Origin of the sequence: Paraburkholderia sp. GAS206C (assembly GCF_050435645.1) — a bacterium.
In the GTDB taxonomy this organism is placed as follows: Bacteria; Pseudomonadota; Gammaproteobacteria; order Burkholderiales; family Burkholderiaceae; genus Paraburkholderia; species Paraburkholderia phenazinium_B.
Genome location: NZ_JBNDKR010000018.1, coordinates 46,917 through 72,629 on the forward strand (window position 1 = coordinate 46,917; position 25,713 = coordinate 72,629).

General features: G+C 62.7%; 19 protein-coding genes. 11 read left to right on the forward strand and 8 right to left on the reverse strand.

Going from position 1 to position 25,713, the window contains the following annotated elements:
* Positions 1-84: 84 nt before the first annotated feature.
* On the forward strand, positions 85-504 hold the full coding sequence (locus tag P3T20_RS36045; protein ID WP_429289416.1) for an organic hydroperoxide resistance protein: 420 nt from the start codon (positions 85-87) through the stop codon (positions 502-504).
* A gap of 36 nt (positions 505-540) precedes the next feature.
* Positions 541-2,040, forward strand: a complete 1,500-nt coding sequence (locus P3T20_RS36050) for a cryptochrome/photolyase family protein (RefSeq protein ID WP_429289417.1) — start codon at positions 541-543, stop codon at positions 2,038-2,040.
* Between the two features lie 80 nt (positions 2,041-2,120).
* On the opposite strand, the gene P3T20_RS36055 is transcribed toward P3T20_RS36050, so the two are convergent.
* Entirely contained in the window at positions 2,121-2,297 is a 177-nt protein-coding gene (locus tag P3T20_RS36055) for a DUF3563 family protein (protein ID WP_074266570.1), read from the reverse strand.
* A gap of 131 nt (positions 2,298-2,428) precedes the next feature.
* A complete protein-coding gene (locus P3T20_RS36060) occupies positions 2,429-3,619 on the reverse strand; it encodes an extracellular catalytic domain type 1 short-chain-length polyhydroxyalkanoate depolymerase (RefSeq protein ID WP_429289418.1) in 1,191 nt (396 codons plus the stop codon).
* Between the two features lie 422 nt (positions 3,620-4,041).
* Between P3T20_RS36060 and P3T20_RS36065 the strand changes: the two genes are divergently transcribed.
* Positions 4,042-4,752, forward strand: coding sequence for a phosphatase PAP2 family protein (locus tag P3T20_RS36065; protein ID WP_429289419.1), 711 nt, complete (start codon positions 4,042-4,044; stop codon positions 4,750-4,752).
* 182 nt (positions 4,753-4,934) lie between these two features.
* On the opposite strand, the gene P3T20_RS36070 is transcribed toward P3T20_RS36065, so the two are convergent.
* The gene (locus P3T20_RS36070) at positions 4,935-5,318 is read right to left on the reverse strand and encodes a tautomerase family protein (protein ID WP_074266572.1); all 384 of its coding nucleotides are present in this window, start codon (positions 5,316-5,318) and stop codon (positions 4,935-4,937) included.
* A gap of 98 nt (positions 5,319-5,416) precedes the next feature.
* Between P3T20_RS36070 and P3T20_RS36075 the strand changes: the two genes are divergently transcribed.
* Positions 5,417-6,271, forward strand: coding sequence for a LysR substrate-binding domain-containing protein (locus tag P3T20_RS36075; RefSeq protein WP_429289420.1), 855 nt, complete (start codon positions 5,417-5,419; stop codon positions 6,269-6,271).
* Between the two features lie 79 nt (positions 6,272-6,350).
* On the opposite strand, the gene P3T20_RS36080 is transcribed toward P3T20_RS36075, so the two are convergent.
* Positions 6,351-6,614 carry a hypothetical protein gene (locus P3T20_RS36080; protein WP_429289421.1) on the reverse strand — a complete coding sequence of 88 codons (264 nt, stop codon included), beginning with the start codon at positions 6,612-6,614 and terminating at the stop codon, positions 6,351-6,353.
* A 538-nt stretch (positions 6,615-7,152) separates the two neighbouring features.
* Between P3T20_RS36080 and P3T20_RS36085 the strand changes: the two genes are divergently transcribed.
* Both P3T20_RS36085 and P3T20_RS36090 read left to right on the forward strand, forming a co-directional pair.
* Complete coding sequence (locus P3T20_RS36085; RefSeq protein ID WP_143787722.1) at positions 7,153-7,515, forward strand: MbcA/ParS/Xre antitoxin family protein; 363 nt, start codon at positions 7,153-7,155, stop codon at positions 7,513-7,515.
* Entirely contained in the window at positions 7,512-8,213 is a 702-nt protein-coding gene (locus P3T20_RS36090; protein ID WP_429289422.1) for an RES family NAD+ phosphorylase, read from the forward strand. Before P3T20_RS36085 ends, P3T20_RS36090 begins: the two co-directional genes overlap by 4 nt.
* A gap of 23 nt (positions 8,214-8,236) precedes the next feature.
* Here the strand turns inward: P3T20_RS36090 and P3T20_RS36095 are convergent, their stop codons facing one another.
* From P3T20_RS36095 to P3T20_RS36110, 4 genes are all read right to left on the reverse strand, one after another.
* A complete protein-coding gene (locus P3T20_RS36095) occupies positions 8,237-8,974 on the reverse strand; it encodes a metallophosphoesterase (protein ID WP_429289423.1) in 738 nt (245 codons plus the stop codon).
* A 165-nt stretch (positions 8,975-9,139) separates the two neighbouring features.
* Complete coding sequence (locus P3T20_RS36100) at positions 9,140-10,567, reverse strand: c-type cytochrome (RefSeq protein WP_429289424.1); 1,428 nt, start codon at positions 10,565-10,567, stop codon at positions 9,140-9,142.
* Between the two features lie 19 nt (positions 10,568-10,586).
* Positions 10,587-12,188 (reverse strand): GMC family oxidoreductase, encoded by a 1,602-nt coding sequence (locus P3T20_RS36105; RefSeq protein WP_074266581.1) that lies wholly within the window; start codon positions 12,186-12,188, stop codon positions 10,587-10,589.
* An 88-nt stretch (positions 12,189-12,276) separates the two neighbouring features.
* Positions 12,277-12,858 carry a sugar dehydrogenase complex small subunit gene (locus P3T20_RS36110; protein WP_074266582.1) on the reverse strand — a complete coding sequence of 194 codons (582 nt, stop codon included), beginning with the start codon at positions 12,856-12,858 and terminating at the stop codon, positions 12,277-12,279.
* A gap of 276 nt (positions 12,859-13,134) precedes the next feature.
* Between P3T20_RS36110 and P3T20_RS36115 the strand changes: the two genes are divergently transcribed.
* The 5 genes from P3T20_RS36115 to glgX all read left to right on the forward strand — a co-directional run bounded on the left by P3T20_RS36115 (position 13,135) and on the right by glgX (position 25,675).
* Positions 13,135-13,797, forward strand: a complete 663-nt coding sequence (locus P3T20_RS36115; protein ID WP_074266583.1) for a DUF1345 domain-containing protein — start codon at positions 13,135-13,137, stop codon at positions 13,795-13,797.
* 446 nt (positions 13,798-14,243) lie between these two features.
* Positions 14,244-17,687, forward strand: coding sequence for a maltotransferase domain-containing protein (locus P3T20_RS36120; RefSeq protein WP_429289425.1), 3,444 nt, complete (start codon positions 14,244-14,246; stop codon positions 17,685-17,687).
* Positions 17,687-21,154 carry a maltose alpha-D-glucosyltransferase gene (gene treS / locus P3T20_RS36125; protein ID WP_074266585.1) on the forward strand — a complete coding sequence of 1,156 codons (3,468 nt, stop codon included), beginning with the start codon at positions 17,687-17,689 and terminating at the stop codon, positions 21,152-21,154. Before P3T20_RS36120 ends, treS begins: the two co-directional genes overlap by 1 nt.
* Positions 21,147-23,363, forward strand: a complete 2,217-nt coding sequence (gene glgB / locus P3T20_RS36130; RefSeq protein WP_429289426.1) for a 1,4-alpha-glucan branching protein GlgB — start codon at positions 21,147-21,149, stop codon at positions 23,361-23,363. The genes treS and glgB overlap by 8 nt, the downstream gene beginning before the upstream one ends.
* 95 nt (positions 23,364-23,458) lie before the next feature.
* Positions 23,459-25,675, forward strand: a complete 2,217-nt coding sequence (glgX, locus tag P3T20_RS36135; protein ID WP_429289427.1) for a glycogen debranching protein GlgX — start codon at positions 23,459-23,461, stop codon at positions 25,673-25,675.
* Positions 25,676-25,713: the final 38 nt, after the last annotated feature.

Consider the following 25,713-nt stretch of genomic DNA (forward strand, 5'->3'; position numbering starts at 1 on the left):
GTGAGCTATCTTTATAGCATGCCGACTCGACGATGGACAGCGCGAAGCACGGCAATCTTCCGACCCAAACCAAGGAGCAGCGAAATGAGCGTACTTTACAAGGCAACGGCAACCAGCACGGGTGGACGCGATGGCCGCGCGGTATCGTCGGATCAGGTTCTGGACGTCAAGCTGGCCGCGCCGCGCGAACTGGGCGGCAATGGCGCGGTCGGCACGAATCCGGAGCAACTCTTCGCCGCCGGGTACTCGGCTTGCTTTCTCAGTGCGATGAAGTTTGTCGCCGGTCAGCGCAAGCAGGCGTTGCCCGCGGACACGACGGTCACGGCAGATGTCGGCGTAGGCCCGAACGACAATGGCGGCTTTGCACTGGACATCGAACTGCGGGTGTCACTGCCGGGTCTCGAGGCCCAAGCGGCCCGCGAACTGGTGGACGCGGCGCATCAGGTCTGCCCGTACTCGAACGCCACGCGCAATAATGTTGACGTGCGCTTGCAGGTCGCCTGACCTGAGACGGCGCGCCCATTCCATCAATCGATACTCATGACGCGCGTCCGACACCTGAATACCGAATTCGACACCGGCCTCGTCTGGTTTCGCCGCGATCTTCGCAACACGGACCAAGCCGCGCTTTACTACGCGCTGAAGCATTGCCGACGGGTCTGGTGCGTCTTCGTATTCGACACGACGATCCTGCAGCCGATCATCGAGACATGGCGTAGCCGCCGGCCGGATCATCTACCCGAAGACCGGCGCGTCGAATTCATCCGCGCCGCGTTGGAGGAACTCGATCAGGCGCTGCGTCAGAATGGCGGCGGCCTGATCGTGTTGCATGACGATGCCCGCCATGCGGTTCCGGCACTGGCGGCGCAACTCGAGGTCGAAGCGGTCTTCACGAACCATGATTACGAACCCGCTGCGATCGAACGTGACGAAGCGGTGCACGAACAGTTGGCGGAGCAGGATCGCCAGTTGATCACGTTCAAAGATCAGGTGATCTTTGAACGCGACGAGATTCTCACGGGACAGGGCAAGTCGTTCACGGTGTTCACACCGTACAAGAATGCGTGGTTGAAGCAGCTAAACGCCTTCGATCTCAAGCCGTATCCAGTGGAGACGTATTTGGCGCATCTGGCCGCTCCGCCGGCTGGGCTGGATCACGGTCTGCCCACGCTCAAACAGTTGGGCTTCGCGCCCAGCAATCTCGCCGAACTGAAATTGCCTACCGGCATGAGCGGCGCCCAGCATCTGTTCGACGATTTCCTCACCCGGATCGCGGGCTACGGCGAGCGTCGCGATTTCCCGGCCGTAAAGGGTCCGAGTTATCTCTCGATGCATCTGCGTTTCGGTACCGTGTCGATCCGCACATTGGCGCGGCTCGCGCACGAGATTTCATTGCAGCCGGATGGACAAGGCGCGGCGACATGGCTCTCTGAGCTGATCTGGCGGGATTTCTATTTCATGATCCTGTCGTATCACCCGAAGCTGTCGAGCGGGTCGACATTCAAGGCCGAGTACGACAAGTTACGTTGGGAAACCGGTCCGCAAGCCGACGCCGCGTTTGCAGCGTGGTGCGATGGCCGCACCGGCTACCCTCTGGTCGACGCAGCCATGCTGCAGCTGAACCAGACGGGCTACATGCACAACCGGCTGCGCATGGTAACGGCGAGTTTCCTGGTGAAGGATCTTGGAATTGACTGGCGCCTCGGCGAGCGCTATTTCGCCGAGCAATTGAACGACTTCGATTTTTCGGCCAATAACGGCGGCTGGCAATGGGCGGCGTCAACGGGCTGCGATGCGCAACCGTACTTCCGGATTTTCAACCCGGTGACCCAATCGGAGAAATTCGATCCGGAAGGGCGCTTTATCAAACGCTACCTTCCGCAATTGTCGAACGTGCCGCCGAAGTGGATTCACGCGCCCTGGCTGGCTGGCGTGGAACGTCTGGCGGACTTCGGGGTGACGCTTGGAAAAAACTACCCGGCGCCGATCATCGATCACGCGGCAGCGCGTGAACGGACCTTGGCCCGATTCGGCAAGTAACTCACTCGGGCGATTCACCCGCTAGTAAGCACTCACATGATCGAACCACAGTAACGCAGGTAAAGCTACCTACAGCCTGCTTAGTGCTGGGTCATCCACGCCGGGTGACGCGTCGCGGCTTCACGGTCGAGCTTGCGCATCCGAAACTCGAGGTCGTACAGGTCCGTGGCTTCAGCCAAGTAAGCGTCGCTACGCTCTTTGGCCATCTGGTCAGCGGATTTCGTCAGGAACAGGAACAAGCGGGTCAAGAGATACATGGTGAACCTCGGACAGTGATCTAGGGTTAATTCCTAGTGGATAACCCGTATTATAGGGAAAACCCTAGGCTCTGCCAAGATATCTTTTCTGAGGTGTTGCTCTACTGTTCTCCGGCTTCGTCTTTTTCCCGCTAAGCCCCGCCCGACGCGGCTCCCACGGAAACACGCTCGGTCTCGCGAGTCGCCGTCGCGCGTCGCTGATATTTGAAAAACTCCCAGATCAGCGCGGTGGCATCGGGTCCTTTGGACGAATGGAACGGCACCGCGTCGTCGCCACCGCTCCACGCATGACCCAGAGCCTGAACGCGGCACATACGCACCACGCGCCGTCCGCCCCGGATATAGTCGCGCGTCACGACACCCGCTTTGCGCTCCTCCCGCTCTTCACCCGCTATGAGCTTGCCCTCGGCATCCACCAACCCGTTCAGGCGCAGAAACTGGGCCGTCAACTGCTCCGCATTGGCCGGCGCGACCACATGATCCGCGTCGCCATGGACAATGACGGCGGGCATACCGGGAAAACCTCGGACATCGACAGCTTCGTCGACCAGCACGATCGGGTCGTGCCGTGTACCGCGCCGCATGACGTCCATTGCCGCGATCCCCGAGCGGGCCTCGCCGAACGCCGGTCCAGAATGCATCGCAACCGCGGCAAACCGTTCGGGATAGTGCGTCGCGAGCAAGGCCGTCAGCCCGGCTCCCGCCGACAACCCCGCCACATATACGCGCTCACCATCGAAGCCATGTTCGGCGACCAGCGCGTCGACCAGCGACACCACGGCGCGCGCCTCGGCGCCGCCGGCGGTGTCACTGGCGTCATACCAGTGCCAGCAAAGGTGCGCGTGGACATGCTTGGACTGCTCGGGGTACACCACTGCAAAGCCGAACCGATCGGCGAGCAGGTTCATGCGAGTGCCCTCGGCGAATTCGTCGATGGACTGCTTGCAACCATGCAGCATCACAACGAGCGGCAGCGGCGCAGACGGCGTCCCCGGCGGTACATACAAGCCATATTGCAGATGATTGACCAGGCGCCCCGGCGCAGCCGGCGCCGAATGGAACGAGCGCGTCCACGATCCGCTCGCCCAGGCCGCTGCCCGCGGACGCACACGCGATTCGCGCGCGCCCGGCCGGGGCGTCTCGCGTTTGGCGGGCGTACGCAGCGTGGGTACGGGTTTGACCGGTTTGAGCTTGGCGGACACTTTGCCCGTCGGCCGGGTTGGCCGCGCGGCCGTGCGCTTGACGTCGCGCGCGTGTTTGGCCTGAATCGACATCAGACGCTTCAGACCGCCGAGCCAGATTTTCGTCAGACTTTTTGCCATCGGATGGTGACCTCGCAAAAAGGGACCGATACTGTTCTACAAAACCTCAGGTTCGAACCGCAGGTCGTTGTGCAATGCACAATAACACCAATTCCGATGCTGCGCCGAACGCCTGGCGCATCCCTATTTCCGGGCTCGCAGTCACGCAGTGTCTGGCTGTCCGCGGTGGTACGGCGCATTGCCAAGACTTTTTGCCCAGGGTTTCATACGTAAGCAGGAGTAACCGGCAGGTCGGCGCTTCCCGCCAAAACGGCGCCAAACGGCCGCCCTGCAAACTCCGTCGGGCACTCCCGTCTATACTGACAGTCAGATAGATTGAACACGTAAACCCTGTCTTGATCCTTGTCGGCCAGATGGACGGCTGGCGCGTTAAATATAACTGCGGTCCTGATTCTACGCGGCGCTTGCCACGTTTCCTTTCCATGCCTGACTTGTCCTATCACCTTTGGTATTCGATCACCAGCCTCGGCGGCGCCGGCCTGACGCTGCCGCTCGCCATTGCGATCGCGCTGTGGCTGGCGCTCGGCTACTCGTGGCGCATGGCGGCGGGCTGGCTGTTGCTGCTGAGTGTGGCAATCGGCGTCGTGACCGTCACCAAGCTGGCTTTTCTCGGCTGGGGCGTCGGCGTGCGCGAACTGGATTTCACCGGCCTGAGCGGTCACGCCATGCTGTCCACTGCCGTCTATCCGGTTGCCCTGTTCCTGATGCTGCTGCCCGCACGGCCCAAGTTTCGCCTTGTGGGCGTGTTGCTCGGACTGGTCGCGGGCATCGCTGTAGGGATGTCACGTGTGGTGCTGAGTGCGCACTCCCCCTCGGAGGCGATCACCGGCTGTATCGTCGGTGCGGTGACCGCGCTGCTGTTCGTGCGCTGGTCGTGGGATGCAGAGCCGGGCCGCTTGTCCGCGGTGCCCGTCGCTGTCAGCCTCATGATGCTGACGGTCGGACTGCACGGCGTCCATGTGCCGACACAGCGCTGGGTGACGCACATTGCCCTCAAGGTATCCGGCCACGATCGGCCGTTCATTCGTGCGCGTTGGAAGGCGGGTCGCTACGACTCTCCGAGTGCCGCGCCGCTGTCGCAGACTCAAAACACATTGGCGCCGCCGGTTCTTTTGAACAACGATAGCGTTTGACGACGCGGCAGCGCTGACCGTCCGGGTCGGGTCGCCGCCATGACAGCAGGCGCAGCCGCTCGCAGCATGTAGAGGAAAGAGGCATAGCCTCTTCCCGGACACGCTACATAGCCCGCAAACGGCCGGGTCGTACCCAAATCAATTCGCCATCCTATGCGCCAGGATCGCCAAACAGCTCGATCCTAGGTCGCGTACTGCCCAATCCCATTACCGAACGACCAGTTTTCCTTCGGCACGTCGACGAGATTCACAAACACGTCTTCCGGCCTCACGCCTGGACTTTCCGCCAGAAGCTCGGCGATCCGCTTGTACAGCGCCTTTTTCAGCTCGACGGTGCGCGTATTGTTCGCGGTGATCTGGATCAGCACGAGATCGTCGCTACGGTTGATGTCCAGGTAGTGCTTGCCATAAAAGAAGTTGTCCTCATCGTGCTCGGTGACGACCATGAACATGTCGTCCTCCGGCACATTGAACACCTCAATCAACGAACGTTGAATGCCTTGTGTGAGGGCCTTCCGGTAGGCCGCCGGCTTGCCGGCACGGACAGCAATTCGGGTGAACGGCATGATGAAAGCTCCTTTCGATGAAGATTGAGTACACAGCTTAGGCCGCATCGATCATAATTAATAGACATTATCGGCTATTTCATATATTTTCAATTGAAATGAAAGTACTCGATCTCGATGCGGTTCGCGCGTTCGTTCTGGTCGCCGATCTGCACAGCTTCACCCGCGCGGCGGATGCGCTCGATACCACGCAGTCGGCCGTAAGTCTGAAGCTCAAGCGGCTGGAGGCCCATCTAGGCAAGCAGCTGGTAGAACGCACGCCGCGTGTCGTACGGCTGTCTGCGGATGGCCACGCGTTTCTCATGGCCGCGCGCGATCTGCTGAACGCACATGAACGGGCGCTTGGTTCGTTGTCGGTGGAACGGCGCAGGCTGGCGTTGGGCTTGAGCGAGCATGTCGCCGGCAGAGACCTGCCGGACTTGCTGGCAAAGCTCAACAGCTACGATCCGGGGCTGGTAATCGAACTGCATCTGGGCATGTCGTCGGCACTGCTGGCACAGTTCGACGAGCGACGGCTCGACGCGGTGATCGTCCGCTACGAGCCTGAGGATGCGCCGCGCGACGATGCGACGGTGCTTTTCAGCGAACCACTCGGCTGGCTCGCAGCGCCGGAGTGGCTGTTGCGGGTCGGCGAGCCGCTGCCGCTCGCGCTACTCACTGCGCCGTGCAATGTGCGCGCTGTGGCAATTCATTCGCTGGACGAAGCGGGCATCGCGTGGCGCGAAGCGTTTGTTGGCGGTGGAGTGGCTGCTGTCGGCGCAGCGGCGGCGGCCGGTCTGGCTGTGGCGCCGTTGGCGCGACGGGTGGCCCCGCGGGGGTTGATCGACGTCGGTGAGAGGCTTGGCTTGCCGCCGTTGCCGGAATCGCGCGTCACGCTGCATTCGCGGTTGCGGGACGCGCGATCGGTGGAGACGCTGAGGCTGCTGGCGGGTGGGTTGGGGAGCGGGGTCTAGAACACCAGGTAAAAGTGCTCGCCACCAACGCCGGCTCAGGCACCACGCCAAAGAGCAAACCCGCTCCAACCACACGAACTCAGTGCAGGATCGGCGGCAGATTGCTGCTCTGGGCTACAGGTCTTGCCGCCGTATCAGCCATCGTGGCAACCGGCTGCGCAGATGCCGGTCTCGGCGCGACGCCCGCCATTGTGGACGCCGGTTGTGTCGAAACTGGTTTTGCAGCGATTTTCTGCTGCTTGCGCGGCATCGCCTTGGGATGTACCGCCGCCATCTGCACATGCCCACCACCGGAGCGCGCCGTCTTGACCGGCTTGTGCGATGCGCTCCTGGCGCCAGCCATTCGTACAGTTCCAGCATGTGCAGACCTACCGGATGCACCGGCAGCAGCAGCGACCCTCACGGGGGACGTCGCCTGACGCGCGAGGTGCGTCTTGGCCCCAGGAGCAACATGGACCGGCGCCACCTTTTTGAGAGGCACCGCCTTGTGCCCCTTACCTGCCGTCACGCCCTTAGCCGCAACCTTCCTCGCATCCACAGGCACAGCCGTACGCCCCTTGGCCCGCTTTACCGGATGCGCCGCCTCAGGCGGATTCCACACCTCCGAATACTGGACCGCCTGCGCTTGCGCCGTCGCCACACCACAAGCTACTGCCACCACAGCTACCGCCACCGCTCGCACCCACATCGCCCGCCGCTCCTCGTCATCTCGTTCGCTTGTTGGGACGCGATTATACCCAATTATCCTTGCAATAATCCACATCTGGACTAATATTGATACAAAGTACAGATAAGGACCAGACCACATGCCTCACGCCGCCCGTCTCACCCCCGACGATCCGCCCCTACGCCGGCCCGTCACGGAACCCTCCCTGACCGAAATGTCGGCGGCGGGCCTGCGCGCCTTCTTCAAGATCGCGCGCGACTGGGATCTGAGCACAGACGAGCAGATCATCCTGCTCGGCTCGCCGGGACGCTCGACGTTCTTCAAATGGAAGGCCGAGCCGCAAACAGCGCGGGTGGGGCGCGACACCGTCGAACGGCTTTCGCTGCTGCTCGGCATTTACAAAGCGTTGCAGATCCTGCTGCCGCAGCCCGCCGCAGCCGACGGCTGGATCAAGCGCCCCAACAGCGCGGCGCCGTTCGGCGGCCGCCGCGCGCTCGACCGGATGCTCGCCGGCAATATCAGCGACCTCGTCGCCGTGCGCCAATATCTCGATGCGATGCGAGGCGGCTGGGCGTGACAGAACTGTATTGGCAGGACCGCTGGCGCGTGGCGCCGCTCGACTGGTCGCCCGCGTATCGCGTCATTCCGACGCGCTTCCCCGCGGTGAATCTGTACGACCGGGTCGCCTCTCCCGAAGACTTCGATGCGCTTTACGCGCTCGAGGCAATGACCAATGACCGCTTACGCACCGAAGTCGGCGAACTCGATCTGGTGCCGCGCGAGGAACGGCGCTTCGGTCCCGGATATGGGCCGATCATGGCCGCGTTCACGCATCTGAATCCGCTTGGCAGCCGCTTTTCGGACGGCAGTTACGGCGTGTTCTACTGCGCCCGTTCACGCGCCACCGCGATCGCGGAGACGCGCTATCACACCGGCAAATTCCTCGCGGCTACCGCCGAGGCGCCGACGCGTCAGCAGATGCGTCTATACACGGTGATCGCAGGCGGCGAGGTGGTCGATCTGCGCGGCGACGCATCGCTAGATCCCGCGGTTTTATCACCGCACGACTACAGCGCCGGGCAAGCGGCAGGTCGCGCAATACGCGAGGCGGGTGCGCCAGGAATCGCCTATCCGTCCGTACGCGATCCCGGCGGCGAATGTCTCGCGGCGTTCAGAACCACGCTGTTGCGAGACTGCCACCACGCGGCCTATCTGGAATACAACTGGAACGGCAGCGCCGTCGATATCGTGTTCGAACTGAATCAGGTGGGATAGGAGCGACCGCTAAAGCGGTTCGCTCAAGGCAACGCGAGCGCTGCGGCGCCTTCGGCGCGCGCCGTCTCGACAGTCACCGACCAGCGCTCGATCTTGCGGGCCTCGACCAAAGTCAGCTTGCCGCCCGGCCCGAACGCCCCGGTGTCGATGAACACCTGCGCACCGATCTGCTGAACTTCACGCATCGGCGTGTGGCCGCAGTAGGTGAGCGACAGACTGCGCTGCCGGCTCGGGTCGCCGTTGCCCATGGCAAGCCGGCGCCCCCACAGCATTTGCTGCCGTTCGTCGGCGGAAAAGTCGGCGAGGTCGAGATCGGTGTCTGTACCGAAGAATTCCGCATGCAGCACATTGAAACGCTCGCGGCCGGTGCCGACCACGCGTGCCAGCGGCAAACGGGACAAACGTTGCGCGTAGTGCCGCAGCTTCTCATCCGGCAATTCCGCCGCCCAGGTGCCGCCAATGCCGTACCACCACTGCCGGCGCAAGCGGCCTTCGGCGACGGCACATAGCGTGTCTTCGTGATTACCAAGCACGGCATAAAACCAGGGCTTGTCGAGTAGCGCCAGCGCCTCCTCGGACTGGGTGCCGCGATCGATCAGATCGCCAACCGAAAACAGCCGGTCCCGCGACGGATCGAACTCCACCTCGCGCAACAGATAACGCAACGCGTCGACGCAACCATGCAGATCGCCCACGACAAAGTCGCGGCCGGTGCGGTTGACGTCGTGATGCTCGACGGTAGTAACGATTGCAGGAGTCATGGGGACCATAATAGAACGCGAACGCAAAGTGCGTATGCGCGCTTTCCATCTTTTCTTAAACGGTTGCTGCGCGGCATGAACTGCCGCGCTCTGCTTTTTTGCTGGATCAGCGATGCAACCCGGAAAGGCATCCCGGACTGCACCGCAATTTTCAGACCTGAGCGGTCATTGTTGCTGCGCCCGCAGTTTCGCCACCTGATCGACGGACAATGTGGCTTGCGGGTTACCAAACTGCTTCGTCACATAGTTCGTGATCGCCGCGACCTGATCGTCGGTGAGTTCTCCGCCGAATGCCGGCATCAGCACATCGGACTGCTTCGTCGTGCGGCTGACGCCGTGCAGGATCACCATCGCCAGATTCGCCGGATCGTTCGCGCCGGCCGTCGAGTTGTGGAGCAGCGAAGGATACGCCCCGGGCGCACTCGCGCCGGTACCTTGCCCCGTCCAGCTATGACACGACGCGCAGTTGGCGACAAACAGTTGCGCGCCGTTCACGCCGGTAACCTCGGTGCCGCGCAGCGCGGTCACGTCGCTGGCGGGCGTACCCAGCTGGTCGCGCGGATGCGTTTCGCCGCCGCTCACCGGTGTAACTGAACGCAGGTACGTCGCGATCGAACGCAGATCTTCAGGCGTCAGATACTGCGTACTGTCCTCGACGACCTGGCCCATCGGTCCCGCCGCGTTTGCACGGCCCGGCACGACACCCGTCGACAAATATTTGACCAGATCATCGTCGCTCCAGTTTCCGATGCCGCTATTTTTATCCGGCGTGATATTGAATGCGTGCCAGCCGGCCTGGGTTGCGCCAGAAAAGCGATCGGTCGACTTCAGTCCTTGCAGGATGTTGCGCGGCGTATGGCACTCCTCACAGTGCGCGAGCCCTACCACCAGATAAGCACCGCGATTCCATTCCGCGCTCTGCCTGGGATCGGGCACGAAGCGCCCTTCGGTGAAATTGAACATATTCCAGAACACCATCAGCCAGCGCTGGTTGAACGGAAAGCGCATTTCGTTGCGCGGCGGCGCGTAATGGATCGGTGGCAGCGTGTTCAGATAGGCGCGGATCGCCTGCACATCTTGCCCGGTGACCCTCGTGTACTCGGCATAAGGGAATGCCGGATAGAGCCGTTCGCCGCCTTTGCCGATGCCCTCATGCATCGCGCGCTGGAAATCGGCGTCGGTCCACTGGCCGATACCGGTGTCCGGGTCCGGTGTAATGTTCGGCGTATAGATCGTGCCGAACGGTGTGGCAATCGGCAAACCGCCGGCAAACGGGCGGCTTTTATCGGCCGTGTGGCACGCCACGCAATCGCCGGCACGCGCGAGGTATTCGCCGCGCTTCACCAGATCCGGATCGGAGGATGCAGTCCCGCTCGGCGCTGCGTCCCCGGATGACGGCGAGTCATCGGCCATCGCCTGGGTAATCGGCGATTCGTCGTCGCGACGCACCGGCGGACCATAGGCGTTGTCCCACGCGAGATACATCGCAAACAGCGAGAAAGCAGCGGCAAGCGTCGCCATCCGGATACGGCGGCGGCGCACGCGCTGTGCGAGCAAACCGGCCGGCTGCACGCGAGACGTTTTGTTCGTCATTGTGGCTCTCCGGCTCGGTTCAGATTTCATGCTTGAGCTTGTCGGCCAGCTTGAGCGACAAGGCCGCAATCGTCAGCGTGCAGTTCACCGAGGCAGCCGTGGGCATGACACCGCTGCTCGCGATAAACAGATTCGAATGGTCGTGCGTACGGCAATCCGCATCGACGACGGAATCCGCCGCATCGTTGCCCATGATCGTGGTGCCCATGATGTGATTGTTCGGCGCGAAGGTATCGTCGAACGAGACCTCGGTGCCGCCGAACAGCGCTGCGATCTGCGCATACAGTTCGTGCGTGTTGGCTGCGCTCTTCTTCACGTAGTCGTTGATCGAGTAGTAGATCTCCGGCTGCGGAATGCCAAGCGAATCCTTTTGATCCGCGGAGGGCACGATACGGTTCTGCGGTTCGGCAAGATGCTCGTGGAAGCTGTTGATGTTTAGCGTGCGCGCCGCGCGGTCACGAATCTGACGGTCCAGTTCAGCGCCCGTCACGCCTTTTTTGATCAGACCGGCGGTGACCGCCATCGTCGGCACACCGTTGGAGAGATGCAGCTTTTTCGCTGCGTATTCGGAGCGGAACGCGCCGTCGCGGAAGTTCACCACCGAGGTCATTTCCATCGGCCCGCGTCCCGGCCACAGCGGTTCGTTGGCAAGGAAAGTCACACCCGTGCCCGGATGGTCCATCAGATTGCGGCCCACCTGGTCGGAGCTGTTGCCGATGCCGTGCGGAAACTTATCGGAGGTCGACATCAGCATCAGTTTGGGTGTTTCGATGCCGTTCGCCGCGAGCACGAACAGCTTGCCGCTCACGCGGGTGCTGTTGCCGTTCGGATCCTTATAGTGGACCGCGGTAATGAGCCCACTGTTGTCCGCTTCGACGCGATACACGACGGCTTCCGGGATCAGCTTCGCCCCCGCCTGCTCGGCCTTCTCCGCATGCACCACGCCGTTATACATGGCGGCGATCGGGCAGATCGGCATGCAGTTGTTGTTGCCGCAACAGGTGGGGCGAGCATCGTAGGGCCGGCTGTTGCGCGCCACCGGCTCGGGCACCACCTTGAAGCCTTGCGCGTTGAGCACGTCGCTAAAGCGCTGATCCATGTACGACAACGGCAACTGACTCATCGGATACGGCTTCGAGCGCGGCGAGCCGAGATCGATCCTGCTGTCCGGACCGGACACGCCGAGCTGCAGTTCAGCGGCGGAATACCAGGGCTCCAGCGTTTCATACGGATAAGGCCAATCGCGGCCCACGCCGTACAGTTTCTTCAACTGGAAGTCCGAGGGCAGCAGGCGCCACGCGGCAGCCGCCCAGTGCCAGGTGGTACCGCCCACCAGCCGCACATACTGCGAGTTGTACGGATACTCGCCCTTCTGGATCAGGTAGTTGTTGGCCGGCGCATACTCGGGATGCGGCGCGTACGGCGTGGAGGGATAAGGTGTCGCAAAGTCGTCTTTGACCGGCGAGTTACGGAAGTTCTCGACGATCTGCCAGCGCGGAATACGCGGCCCGGCTTCGAGCACGATCACCGAAGCGCCGGCCAGTGCCATCTGATGCGCGACCAGACCACCCGCGACGCCCGAGCCGACTACAACGACGTCGGCGGAATTGGAATTTGCCATTGTTGCCCTCTGTTGCTGCTTGCTTATTTATGCATGCCGCAGTCGCAGACGACGCGAGCCACGACACGTTCGAGAGGCATGCTGTGCTTCAAGCGCCGGCTGGCTTTTGTGTCCAGTAGAACGGCACGTCGCGGCAATAGGACGGAATGGTCAACACGTCCTTGACCGGATCGAACATCAACGCGCTTTCGTAGGCCACCACCTGGACATGCGGCATCTCGCCGACAAGTCCGAGGTACCACGCGCGCATGATGGCGCTCACCGTCTTCGCGAGCACCGGTTGATCGGTCTGCAGCGCTTGCGTGACCGTGTCCGATGGCACACCGCCGTGACCTTGCAGCCACGTATTGAGCGCGCTGACGTTCTGCGGGAACTGGGCGTCAGCGTGGACTAACGCATCGTAGACACGCTTGGCGAGGACAGGGTTGAAGCTGGTTCGAGCAGTTAAATGCTGGGACAACGCAAGGAAAGCATCGAGTCCGCCGCCTGCGGGCGCGTCGGCAAAGGCGGAAGGAATGCCGAATGACATCCCGAAGCGTCCAGCGCTCGTGAACGCCAGCGCAGCAGCCGCTGCGCATGCGCCGAGCAGCCACGTTCGGCGGCCGGCTGATTGGACATACGTCACCCTGGGGTGCGCATGATTTTTATCGTTATGTTGGACATCTGTCATGGCGGCTCCACAGATGATGAATCGATTTTCAACCGGCCAACATTGCGGGTAATGGCATACCTACCCTGCAAGTTGTTCCGGTCGCCCGCCCCAAACCTGGTCTGCGCCGCTTAAGCGGTCTCGTCTTGCTGCTGCTGCGATATGAAAAGAAATGACAAAGTGAAAGCCCGGCGCAAGGCCGTTGCGACAGACTATAGCTGCCTCACGAGCATTCGACAATTGGCGCCGGAAGCTCAAGGTAGAATCCGCCACCCTCAATCCTGCTTGATACCGCACATGCCAACGAATTTCTACCCGCAGGTTCTACGCAACCGTCCACGCATGGTTGTCGCGCTTGGAATCGGTATCATCGGCGCGCTGGTGGTGCCCGCCCACATGCGGCCGATGGTGCGCGTGCTGGCTGGATGGGACATCACAGTCTGGTTGTACCTCGTGCTCATCTGGCTGCATATGGCCAAGGCAGATGAACACGACGTCCGCGAATTCGCGCAACGCGACGACGAAAATGCCGGCGTCGTCCTGTTCGTCATCTGCCTGGCGACGCTAGCGAGCATCGCGGCCATCGTCCTCGAACTGGCATCCGCAAAGAATCTCGCCGCCGCGTCGACGCTCGCGCACTACCTGCTCACAGGCCTGACCATGTTCGGCGCATGGTTCCTGATTCCGACCATTTTCACGCTGCACTACGCACGCCTCTACTACACCCCGGATGCGCACGAAAGCGCCTTGCTGTTCCCGGATGACAAGCTCGAACCGAACTATTGGGACTTCCTGTACTTCTCGTTCACCATCGCGGTGGCGTCCCAGACCTCGGATGTGGTGCTGCGATCGCGCACGATCCGGCGTGCCGCATTGGCGCAATCGATCCTGTCGTTCTACTTCAACGTGGCCGTGCTAGGCCTATGCGTCAACATCGCAGCCGGACTGCTCGGCTCGTAACGCAACTGGACCAGCGCACCAGGATGCGCCCATAATCAGACCCGCCGGCATCGTGAATTGTTAACGGTGCCGGCCGCAGAAATCCGTTTCGTGTAAAACCCGCTGGGCGCTCACCCGATTTACACGCCGGCCGCGGGCCAGAAAACCTGCGGCACCGACGCGCTCCCTGAGTACTCGCACTTCCCTCCGTTTTCGCGGCAGCTATAGCCGCTGGCACAGCGTTTGCTGCAGACTTTACATTTATCTGGTCCAGAACCGCGCGACTGGCGCATGCGCGTGCGTAGTGTTCGTTACTGCCCGGCGGGCAAGCGATCTTTGCACTACATTGACCAGTACGCACGTTGAATTCACGCAGCGTGCGGCCTCCGGCTCTGGAAGCCCCAAACAGCGGTGTAATCGCATCCCGATGCATCTACATCGCGGCAGGACGAATCTGGAAACGACCGATGGAACCTTCACAAAGGTATGCGCCGCGGATCTATTTTCTCCACTCTCTCCTCGTCGGGCCGCTCGACGCGTGGCCAGCGCAATTTGCGCACGCCGCCGAGCTAGGCTTCGACCATGTGCTGATCGGCGCGCTGTTCCAGCCCGGACGGGCGGGACACGCGCAGATTGTCAGCGATCACCGTAAGCTGCACCCTGTCTTCGGCACGCAGCAGGACGCGCCCGAGGCGCTACGCGGCCTTACCGCCGCGGCGGGCCAGCACGGCCTGAAAGTGCTGACGGACGTCGTGATCGATCGCTTCGCGGCAGACAGCGCCCTCTTCTCCGAGCACCCCGACTGGTTTCATCCGTTCGAATCGGAAGAGGCGCGCCTCGATCCGCGCCACGCGCATCGCGAGGACAACGTCGCCTATGTGAACTTCGGCAACGAGGGCAGCACCGCCGCCCTTCTCGACTGGTGGACTCGCGAACTGGTCGGGCTCGCCGAAGCGGGCGTCGCCGGTTTTCGTTTCGATTCGCCGCACCGCGTGCCGATCGCATTTTGGCGCCAGCTTGGTGCAGCCGTGCGGGAGCAGTATCCGGAGATCCGCTTTCTTGCGGCCACACCGGGTCTCGCACGCGGCGATCTGCAACCTCTCGACGACGCGGGCTTCGACAGCGTGTTCTCGTCAGTGCGCTGGTGGGACTTCCGCTCCAGCTGGATGACCGACGAGCATGCCGCGCTGATTCGCATCGGCGCACCGATCGCGTTTCCGGAAGCGCCGTATGGCACTCGCCTCGCCGCCGATCTCGACGACGTACACGATGCCGCGATGCTCGAGCGCGCCTATCGCCGCGCGCTGTTCACCGCCGCGTCGACCGGCACGGGCTGGCTGCTGCCGATGGGCTTCGAATACGGCGTCGCGACACCGATGTCGTACACACGTGCCAATGCCGCGCAATACGGCGAGCAGTGCAAGACGGCGCGCTTCGACCTGTCAGGGCCGGTCAAGCACATCAACGAAGTGTTAAGTGCGTCCGAGCCGCTGCAGAGCGTCGGCGAACTGCGCGCGCTGAGTGGTCCGAGCGCGCCCGCGGCGGTGCTGTTGCGCGGCGATCGGCTTGATTTGCGCGACAGTCAGCAGGCGATCCTGATCGTCATCAACCCGGACTTGGGCACGCCGTTGCGGGTCGATCCCGCGCGTTTCCTCGCCGGGGTGCCTGGCAACTTCACGCGCTTCGTACCGCTCGATGCCGCCGCGAACGCCAAACCCGCGACGCTGAGCCCCTTTACGCTCGGACCCGGCGCCTGCCGCCTGTTTGGCGCGCAAGCCGAAAAGCCGGTGCGGCTCGCCCCGCCCATCGACAAGGCGGGCAGCAAACGCAGCGGCCGCAAATCGGTGCTGGAGGCCATCGCTGCCCCACGCGTGGCGATCGAAAGCGTGACACCGTCGGTCGACAATGGCCGCTTCGTCGTCAAACGCAATGTAGGCGAGCGGGTCGAGGTGAAAGCTGCGATCTTCGCGGAAGGGCACGACAAGATCGCCGCCGCCGTGATGTGGCGCGCCGCCGACGAAACCGCCTGGCACGAAACGCCGATGGTCCCCGCGCCACCCGCCGGCAACGACCTGTGGCACGCGCGCATCCCGCTCGAACGGGTGGGCCGTCATGAATTCACGGTGCTTGCTTGGCGCGACGACTTCGCCTCGCTGGTCGAGCACGTGCAGAAGAAGCTGAAGGCCGGGCAAACGGTGGAGCTAGAAATCGCCGAAGCGGGCCATCTGTTCGCGCTGGTGCTGGCCGAAGTGGAAACGGTGGAAGGCGCGGTGACTGAACCGCTCCAACATATCGTCAAGGTCTTCACCAAAGCCGACGCAGACACCAAGCTCGCCCTGCTGCTCGCCCCCACCACGGCCAAAGCAATGGCTGCGGCTCGTCATCGGCCGTTCCAGACACGCGATCCGGTCACGTACCGCATCGATGCCGAACGGACCGCCGCGCGGTTCGCAAGCTGGTACGAGATCTTCCCACGCTCGATGAGCGACGACGAAACGCGGCACGGCACCTTCGCGGATGTCACGAAGAAACTGCCGCGCATCCGCGACATGGGTTTCGACGTGCTGTACTTCCCGCCGATCCACCCGATCGGCGTCGCGAATCGCAAAGGCCGCAATAACACGCTAACCGCGCAACCGGGCGATGTCGGCAGCCCCTACGCAATCGGCGGGGCGGAAGGCGGCCACAGCGCCGTCCATCCAGAATTGGGCACGCTCGAAGATTTCAAGCAGATGCTGGCTGCCGCACACGAGCATGGTCTCGAGATCGCGCTCGACTTCGCGATCCAGTGCTCGCCGGATCACCCGTGGCTGAAGGAGCATCCCACCTGGTTCGCGTGGCGCCCCGACGGCACGCTGAGGTACGCCGAGAACCCGCCAAAGAAGTACCAGGACATCGTCAACCCGGACTTTTATGCGCACGACGCCAAGCCCGACCTGTGGCTCGCATTGCGCGACGTCATCCTGTTCTGGATCGAAGCGGGCGTGCATATCTTCCGCGTCGACAATCCCCATACGAAACCCCTGCCGTTCTGGGAATGGATGATTAACGACGTGCGGGCGCGCTATCCCGACACGATCTTCTTCGCAGAAGCCTTCACACGGCCGCGCATGATGTATCGCCTCGGCAAGATCGGCTACTCCATGTCGTACACGTATTTCACGTGGCGCGAATCGAAGCGCGAGTTCACCGATTACCTGACCGAACTCACGCAAACCAACGTCCGCGATTACTACCGGCCGAACTTCTTCGTCAACACGCCGGACATCAACCCGCGGCATCTGCAGTCCTCAGGACGCGCGGGCTTCGTGATGCGCGCCGCACTGGCCGCGACGCTGTCGGGCCTGTGGGGCGTGTACAGCGGATTCGAGCTTTGCGAAGCAGCGGCGCTGCCCAACAGCGAGGAATACCTCGACTCTGAAAAGTATCAACTGCGCGCGTGGGACTGGGATCGTCCCGGCAACATCGTCGGCGAGATCACTGCCCTGAACCGGATTCGCCGCGCCAACCCCGCGCTGCAATCGCATCTGGGCATCACGTTCCTACCGGCGCACAATGACCATATCCTGTTCTTCGAGAAAGCCACCGAGGCGCGCGACAACGTGATCGTCGTCGCCATCAATCTCGATCCGTTCAACGAACAGGGCGCGGATGTCGAGCTTTCATGGGACACCTTTGCGCATTGGCATTTGCACGATCATGCGGCGCTCGAAGTCGTGGACCAGATGACCGGTGCCCGCTCCGAGTGGTACGGCCGCTGGCAGCATGTACAGCTGAACCCGAGCGTCATGCCGTTCGCGATCTGGCGCATTGCGCCAGCCGGCGGCCTGCCACCCGAGCCCCCCAGCGCAGACGACGATAGCGGCAGCCATGCAGACGCTGGCGCCCAACCCCCGACCGAAGGTGCCTAATGAAACGTGACGACCCGACCGAGAGCACGTCGCAAGCCCTCACCGCAGAAGCTGCAGTTACAGGCACGGGCAGCCGCGCGGCGAAACCGAAGCCAGGCCGCCGCGGCAAGGTTTCGACGCTTAGCGACGATCCGCTCTGGTACAAAGACGCGATCATCTATCAGGTGCACATCAAGTCGTTCTTCGATGCGAATAACGACGGCGTGGGCGATTTCCCCGGACTGATCGCCAAGCTCGACTACATTGCCGAACTCGGCGTGAATGCGATCTGGCTGCTGCCGTTCTATCCATCGCCGCGCCGCGACGATGGCTACGACATTGCCGACTATCGCAACGTCCATCCGGATTACGGCCAGCTTTCCGATGTGAAGCACTTCATTCAGGAAGCGCATGCCCGCGGCATTCGTGTGATCACGGAACTGGTCATCAACCACACGTCTGACCAGCACCCGTGGTTCCAGCGCGCCCGCCTTGCGAAGCCCGGATCGAATCATCGCAACTTCTACGTCTGGTCCGATACCGATGAGAAATACACCGGCACGCGGATTATCTTCATCGATAGCGAGCCGTCGAACTGGACCCACGATCCCGTGGCCGGGGCGTACTACTGGCATCGGTTCTATTCGCACCAGCCGGACCTGAATTTCGACAATCCGGCCGTGCTGAAAGAAGTGCTGCAGGTCATGCGCTTCTGGCTCGACATGGGCATCGACGGGCTGCGTCTCGATGCAGTGCCTTATCTGGTGGAGCGCGAAGGCACCAACAACGAGAACCTGCCGGAAACGCACGCAATCCTGAAGAAGATTCGCGCCACCATCGACGCGGAGTATCCGAACCGCATGCTGCTCGCCGAAGCGAACCAGTGGCCGGAGGATGTGAAGGAGTATTTCGGCGACGAAGACGAATGCCATATGGCATTCCACTTCCCGCTGATGCCGCGCATTTACATGTCGATTGCCAGCGAAGACCGCTTCCCGATCACCGACATCATGCGGCAAACGCCGGATCTCGCCGAGACAAACCAGTGGGCCATTTTCCTGCGCAATCACGATGAGCTGACGCTCGAAATGGTCACGGATTCGGAACGCGACTATCTGTGGAACACCTATGCGAGCGACCGCCGCGCGCGGCTGAACCTCGGCATCCGGCGCCGTCTCGCACCGCTGATGGAACGCGACCGCCGCCGCATCGAGCTGATCAACTCGCTGCTGCTGTCGATGCCCGGCACGCCCGTGATCTACTACGGCGACGAACTCGGCATGGGCGACAACATCCACCTCGGCGACCGCGACGGCGTGCGTACGCCGATGCAATGGTCATCGGACCGTAACGGCGGCTTCTCGCGCGCCGATCCGGAGCAACTGGTGCTGCCGCCGGTGATGGGTTCGCTGTACGGCTTCGATGCAGTCAACGTCGAAGCGCAGAGTCGCGATCCGCACTCACTGCTGAACTGGACGCGCCGCATGCTCGCGACGCGCCGCGCCAAGCAGACCTTCGGGCGCGGCACGATCCGCTTCCTGAAGCCGGCCAATCGCAAGATTCTCGCGTATTTACGCGAATTGCCAGGCGAGCCGACCATTCTGTGCGTTGCGAATCTGTCGCGTGCGCCGCAGGCGGTCGAACTCGATCTCTCCGAATTCGCGGGCTCCGTGCCGATCGAGATGACCGCGGACTCCGTATTCCCGGCGATTGGTCAGCTCACCTATCTGCTGACCTTTCCGCCCTACGGCTTTCTGTGGTTCCTCATCTGTCCGGGGACGCAGCGTCCGACGTGGGCACAACCGCACTCGGAGCCGTTGCCCGAGTTCGTGACGATTGTGATTCGCGAAGGCCAGGCTGGCCCGACGCCGGAAAACGTCCGGCTGCTCGAATCCGAAGTGTTGCCTTCGTGGTTAAGCCGGCGCCGCTGGTTCGCGTCCAAGGATGAGCCGTTGCACGCCGTACGCCTTGCGGCACTGACGACAATCCCGAACGGCGGCTTCGCCTTCACCGAGATCGAAGCCGACGTTGGCGATCACACCGAACGCTATGTGTTGCCGATTGCGATTACATGGGGCGGCGAAACCACCACGCCTCTGTTCATGCAACTGGCGCTGGCGCGCGTGCGCCGCGGCCGCAACGTCGGCCACCTGACGGATGCGTTCGCACTGCCGATTTTCGCCCACAACGTCCTGCGCAAGCTGCGTGAACGCGCGGTCGTGCCGACGGTGCAGAAAAGCGAAATCTGCTTCATCCCGACCGATCGCTTCGACGAACTCGATCTGGGCGACCGCCCCGAGATTCGCTGGCTGGCAGCCGAGCAAAGCAACAGCTCGCTGATCATCGAGGACGCCGTGGTCCTGAAGCTGGTACGGCGCCTCGTGAGCGGCGTCCACCCTGAAGCAGAAATCAGCCGCCATCTGACGAAGATCGGCTACGCGAACACCGCGCCGCTGTATGGCGAAGTGGTGCGTATCGATCCCGCCGGTGTGCCGCACACGCTGTGCATCCTGCAAGGCTTTATCGACAACCAGGGCGATGCGTGGAACTGGGCGCTCGATTATCTGCGCCGCACGATCGACGATCTCGCGCTCGCCGTCGATGCCGACGACGCTGTCCCCGATCCGGAAAAGGAAGCGCAGGCCATCGAAGGCTACCGGGCTATGGCCGGCATCATCGGCAGACGCCTCGGTGAGTTACATGTCGCGCTCGCCGCGCCGTCGGACGATCCAGCGTTTGCACCGGAACCGGCCACACCCGAGCAGATTCGCGCGTGGACCGAAGGCACGCAAAGCATGCTCTCCACGGCGCTCGACCTGCTCTCGCATCGCATCGATCAGTTGACCGACGATACGAAAGAGCTCGCGCAGAGCCTGCTCGATCGTCGTGGAGCCCTCACCGAAGCAGTGGCAAAGCTCGTACCTGCGGATGCGGGCGCCTTGCGCACACGGATTCACGGCGACTTCCACCTCGGGCAAGTGCTGGTCGCCCAAGGCGATGCGTATCTGATCGACTTCGAAGGCGAGCCGGCGCGCACGCTTGACGAACGTCGTCAGAAGTCGAGTCCGATGCGCGATGTCGCCGGTCTGCTGCGCTCTTTCTCGTATGCAAGCGCAGCGGCGCAATCCACTACGGAAAGCGCTCCGCAACAGACCGCAGACCGCAAGCGCGCGCTGTTCGACCGTTTCCGCGTCTACGCTGCGGAAAGCTTCCTTGGCGAATACCGCGCAGCAGTCGCCGCTGCCGCACAACCGCTCGTGGCGCCCGCGTCGGAACAGGGCTTGCTCGATCTCTTCCTGATCGAAAAGGCCGCTTACGAGATCCGTTACGAGGCCGCCAATCGTCCGACGTGGCTCGGCTTGCCGGTGCGTGGTCTCGCCGCGCTCGCGAGCCGGATGCTCGGCGATACGGGTACTCCCCACGACACATCGACGCCAGGCTCCCCTGGCGCCACACCGCCTAACCCGGCTGAGGGCGATTATGAGTGAATACGATCCGACCGCCGACCTGCAACCGCTCGATCTCGACGCACTAGTCGAAGCGCGGCACCCTGATCCCTTTTCGCAACTGGGCCTGCATCAGAGCGACGCGGGAGCCGTGGTACGCGCGCTCTTGCCGAATGCCGCGCATGTCACGGTCATTTCGCGCGCCGACGGCTCGACACTCGGCGAGCTGCAGAAGATCCACCACAACGGACTGTTCGTCGGCCGCGTCAGTGCAGCCGTGCCGTACCGGTTGCGCATCGACTGGCACGGACCGGTGCAGGAAATCGAGGACACCTATTCATTTGGGCCGATCCTCGGGGATGAACCGCTGCACCGCCTGGCCAACGGCGACCCGTATGCGGTGCTCGAGTGCCTCGGCTCGCGTCCGATGGAAGTCGACGGCGTGCCTGGCGTGCGCTTTGCGGTGTGGGCGCCGAACGCACGGCGCGTCTCCGTGGTCGGCGACTTCAACTCGTGGGACGGCCGACGCCATCCGATGCGCCTACGTCATCAGGCCGGCGTGTGGGAGCTGTTCGTCCCGCGTGTCGGTGCCGGCACGCGCTACAAATACGAACTGCTTTCGCGCGACGGCCATCCGTTACCGCTGAAAGCCGACCCCTGCGCGATGCAGACCGAGAAACCGCCGGCGACGGCATCGGTGGTCGCGCACGTCGACGAGATCGAGCAGTTTCCATGGACCGACTCCGCATGGATTCAATCGCGCGGCGCCAATCAGACGCCACGCTCGCCGATCTCGATCTACGAGGTGCACGCTGAATCATGGTTGCGGATTGCCGAGGACGGCCATCGCGGCCTCGACTGGAGCGAACTCGCAGACCGGCTGATTCCGTACGCCCAGGGCATGGGGTTCACGCACATCGAATTCATGCCGATCGCCGAGCATCCGTTTGGCGGCTCGTGGGGCTATCAACCGTTGGGGCAGTTCGCGCCGTCGGCGCGCTTCGGGAAACCCGAACAGTTTGCGCAGTTCGTCAATCGCGCACACGAAGTCGGGCTCGGCGTGATTCTCGACTGGGTGCCGGCGCACTTTCCGAACGACGCGCACGGCCTCATCAATTTCGACGGCACGCCGCTCTACGAACACGCTGATCCGCGTGAGGGCTATCACCAGGACTGGAACACGATGATCTACAACCTCGGCCGCAACGAGGTGAGCGCGTTCCTGGTGGCCTCGGGGCTGGCCTGGCTCAAGCGCTATCACGTGGACGCCTTGCGCGTGGATGCGGTTGCCTCGATGCTGTATCGCGACTACTCGCGCGCCGCTGGCGAATGGGTGCCAAATATCTATGGCGGCAGAGAGAATCTCGAATCCATCGCGTTTCTCAAGCGGCTCAATCATGAAGTCGGCTATGTGCCGGGCGTACCTGGCGCTATCACGATCGCCGAAGAATCCACGGCATGGCCGGGTGTCACCGCGCGCGTCGAAGACGGCGGCTTGGGCTTCGAATTCAAGTGGAACATGGGCTGGATGCATGACACGCTGAACTACATGCACGAGGACCCGGTGTACCGCCGTTACCACCACCACAACATGACGTTCGGGATGGTGTACGCGTATTCGGAGTGCTTCGTGTTGCCGCTCTCGCACGACGAAGTGGTACACGGCAAAGGCTCGCTGCTCGGCAAGATGCCGGGCGACCGCTGGCAACGCTTCGCAAACCTGCGTGCTTATTTCGGCTTTATGTGGACCCATCCCGGCAAGAAGCTGCTCTTCATGGGCGGCGAGTTCGGTCAGATGGCGGAGTTCGATCACGACGGCTCGCCGCATTGGCATCTGCTCGACGATCCGCTCCACCACGGCGCGCAAAAGCTGGTACGCGACCTGAATCACCTGTACTGCGACGAGCCGGCCCTGTACACGCTCGATTGCGAACCCGGTGGCTTCGAATGGCTGATCGGCGACGATAGCGACAACAGCGTGTTCGCTTATCGACGCGTCGATGGCGCCGGCCGCGAACTGGTGGTGGTCTGCAACTTCACCCCGGTGCCGCGTCTGGGCTATCGCCTCGGCATGCCGCTCGCCGGACGCTGGAGCGAAGTGCTCAACACCGACGCCAGCGTGTATGGCGGCTCGAATGTCGGCAATGCCGGGCTGATCTATACCGAGGAGATCTCGAGCCACGGCAAGCCGCAATCGGCCTCGCTGATTTTGCCGCCGCTCTCGACGATCGTACTGCGCGCGGATAATTAGGCTACTGAACCAGGTCAACCGGACTGAGGCGGCTAAGGCAAAGAACGGGTGGGCGGCCCCGCAAGACACGACCAATCAGAACAAGGACGGGAACCATGTCGCATGTATTACCCGACCGGCTGTTGCCGGGCTCGCCCTATCCACTAGGGGCGAGCTGGGACGGCCTCGGTGTCAACTTCGCGGTGTTTTCGGCCAATGCCCAGCAGATCGAGCTGTGCCTGTTCGATCCGACCGGCCGCAAGGAAATCAGGCGCTTCACGCTGCCCGAGTGCACGGACGAGGTCTGGCACGGCTATCTGCCGAACGCGCATCCCGGCACCGCCTACGGCTTTCGCGCGCATGGCCCCTATCAGCCGCAGAACGGACACCGTTTTAACCCGCACAAGCTGCTGCTCGACCCCTACGCGCGCAAGCTGGTCGGACAGTTCCGCTGGTCCGACGCGCTGTTCAGCTACCGCGTGCATTCGAACCGGCTCGACCTTTCGATCGACCGGCGCGACTCGGCGCCAGGCATGCCGAAGTGCGTGGTCATCGACGAAGCGTTCGACTGGTCACACGACGCACGGCCGAACGTGCCGTGGGGCGAGACCGTCATCTACGAAACGCATGTGCGTGGTGCCTCGATGCTGCGGCCCGATCTGCGCACGCATGAGCGCGGCACATTTGCGGCACTGTCCTCGCCGGAATTCATCGACCATCTGCAGAAGCTCGGTGTAACTGCGGTCGAACTGCTGCCCGTGCATGCGTTCCTGAACGACCGCTTTCTGGTGGAGCGCGGGCTGCGCAACTACTGGGGTTACAACACCGCGTCGTTCTTTGCACCGGAGCCGTCGTATCTGAGCACGCACCGGCTCGACGAAATGCGCATTGCCGTGCGGCAGTTGCATGCCGCGGGCATCGAAGTGATCCTCGACGTGGTCTACAACCACACCTGCGAAGGCGGCGAGATGGGCCCGACGGTCTCGTGGCGCGGGCTCGACAACGCCAGCTACTACCGCCTCGTGCCCGGCGACGAGCGTCACCATATCAACGATACCGGCTGCGGCAACACGCTGAACCTGCCGCATCCGCGCGTGCTGCAGATGGTGATGGATTCGCTGCGCTACTGGTCGACGAAATTCAACATCGACGGCTTCCGCTTCGATCTCGGCGTGACGTTAGGCCGCGAGCACTCGGGCTTCGATCCGGGCTCGGGCTTTTTCGACGCGCTGCGCCAGGATCCGATCCTGTCGCAACGCAAGCTGATTTCCGAGCCGTGGGACATCGGCCCCGGCGGCTATCAGCTCGGCAATCATCCGCCGGGCTTCGCCGAATGGAACGACCGCTTCCGCGATACCGTGCGCCGTTTCTGGCGCGGCGACGCAGGGCTGCGGCCCGATCTTGCGGCGCGCCTGACTGGTTCCGCGGATCTGTTTAACCGCCGCTTCAGAAAGCCGTGGGCGTCGGTAAATTTCGTCGCATCGCACGACGGCTTTACGCTCGCCGACATGACTGCGTACGAGCAAAAGCATAACGAAGCCAACAACGAAAATAACAACGACGGGCATAACGAGAACTGCAGTTCTAACTGGGGCGTGGAAGGTCCGACGGACGATCCCGCGATTCTGGAAACTCGCGCGCGCGTGGCGCGCTCGCTAATGGCGACGCTGTTCATGGCGCTCGGCACGCCGATGCTACTGGCCGGCGACGAAGCCTGCCGCACGCAGAACGGCAACAACAATGCCTACTGCCAGGACAACGAACTATCATGGATCGACTGGGAGCGCGCGGGCTCGGAGGAAGGTCGCAGGATGACCGAGTTTGTGGCTCGCGTGATTGGCTTGCGCAAGCAACATCCGCTGCTGCGCGAGACGCGTTTTCTGTTCGGCGACCGCGAAGTGTTGCCCGGCCTCTACGACATCGGCTGGTTCGACGAGCGCGGCGATCCCTTGACCATCGAGGCCTGGCAAGACCCTGAAGGACGCGCGCTAACGTTGCGCCGCGCCGGTCCCGGAATCAATGGCGAAACCGAAGTATTGTTGATGATGCTCAATGCGTCGGGCGACACGTTGCGTTTTTCGCCGCCCCCGCCGCACCTGGAATGGCGCATGCTGCTAGATACCGCGAACCCCGATTCGCCAACTCATCCGCTGGCCATGCCGGAGGTCGAAGTGGCGGCACACGGCCTCGTCATCCTGGCCGCGCAAGCGGTAGGAGATGCGGATTGGCAGGCCGGCTGGAAAGCGGGTCCGCAACACGGTCAGCGGCTATTGACGGCGTTGCCGCCTGATCCGGGCACGCAGTCGCCCACCGACGGCGAATCGCACACGTAATGTTGTGCGGACCCGAGGTGGCGGAGCAAAACCGAATG

Bases quoted from the DNA above. Each gene is read 5' to 3' on its own strand.
- P3T20_RS36045 (WP_429289416.1), top strand. From the start codon at position 85: ATGAGCGTACTTTACAAGGCAACGGCAACCAGCACGGGTGGACGCGAT.
- P3T20_RS36050 (WP_429289417.1), top strand. From the start codon at position 541: ATGACGCGCGTCCGACACCTGAATACCGAATTCGACACCGGCCTCGTC.
- P3T20_RS36055 (WP_074266570.1), bottom strand. From the start codon at position 2,297: ATGTATCTCTTGACCCGCTTGTTCCTGTTCCTGACGAAATCCGCTGAC.
- P3T20_RS36060 (WP_429289418.1), bottom strand. From the start codon at position 3,619: ATGGCAAAAAGTCTGACGAAAATCTGGCTCGGCGGTCTGAAGCGTCTG.
- P3T20_RS36065 (WP_429289419.1), top strand. From the start codon at position 4,042: ATGCCTGACTTGTCCTATCACCTTTGGTATTCGATCACCAGCCTCGGC.
- P3T20_RS36070 (WP_074266572.1), bottom strand. From the start codon at position 5,318: ATGCCGTTCACCCGAATTGCTGTCCGTGCCGGCAAGCCGGCGGCCTAC.
- P3T20_RS36075 (WP_429289420.1), top strand. From the start codon at position 5,417: ATGAAAGTACTCGATCTCGATGCGGTTCGCGCGTTCGTTCTGGTCGCC.
- P3T20_RS36080 (WP_429289421.1), bottom strand. From the start codon at position 6,614: ATGGCTGGCGCCAGGAGCGCATCGCACAAGCCGGTCAAGACGGCGCGC.
- P3T20_RS36085 (WP_143787722.1), top strand. From the start codon at position 7,153: ATGTCGGCGGCGGGCCTGCGCGCCTTCTTCAAGATCGCGCGCGACTGG.
- P3T20_RS36095 (WP_429289423.1), bottom strand. From the start codon at position 8,974: ATGACTCCTGCAATCGTTACTACCGTCGAGCATCACGACGTCAACCGC.
- P3T20_RS36100 (WP_429289424.1), bottom strand. From the start codon at position 10,567: ATGACGAACAAAACGTCTCGCGTGCAGCCGGCCGGTTTGCTCGCACAG.
- P3T20_RS36105 (WP_074266581.1), bottom strand. From the start codon at position 12,188: ATGGCAAATTCCAATTCCGCCGACGTCGTTGTAGTCGGCTCGGGCGTC.
- P3T20_RS36110 (WP_074266582.1), bottom strand. From the start codon at position 12,858: ATGACAGATGTCCAACATAACGATAAAAATCATGCGCACCCCAGGGTG.
- P3T20_RS36115 (WP_074266583.1), top strand. From the start codon at position 13,135: ATGCCAACGAATTTCTACCCGCAGGTTCTACGCAACCGTCCACGCATG.
- P3T20_RS36120 (WP_429289425.1), top strand. From the start codon at position 14,244: ATGGAACCTTCACAAAGGTATGCGCCGCGGATCTATTTTCTCCACTCT.
- treS (WP_074266585.1), top strand. From the start codon at position 17,687: ATGAAACGTGACGACCCGACCGAGAGCACGTCGCAAGCCCTCACCGCA.
- glgB (WP_429289426.1), top strand. From the start codon at position 21,147: ATGAGTGAATACGATCCGACCGCCGACCTGCAACCGCTCGATCTCGAC.
- glgX (WP_429289427.1), top strand. From the start codon at position 23,459: ATGTCGCATGTATTACCCGACCGGCTGTTGCCGGGCTCGCCCTATCCA.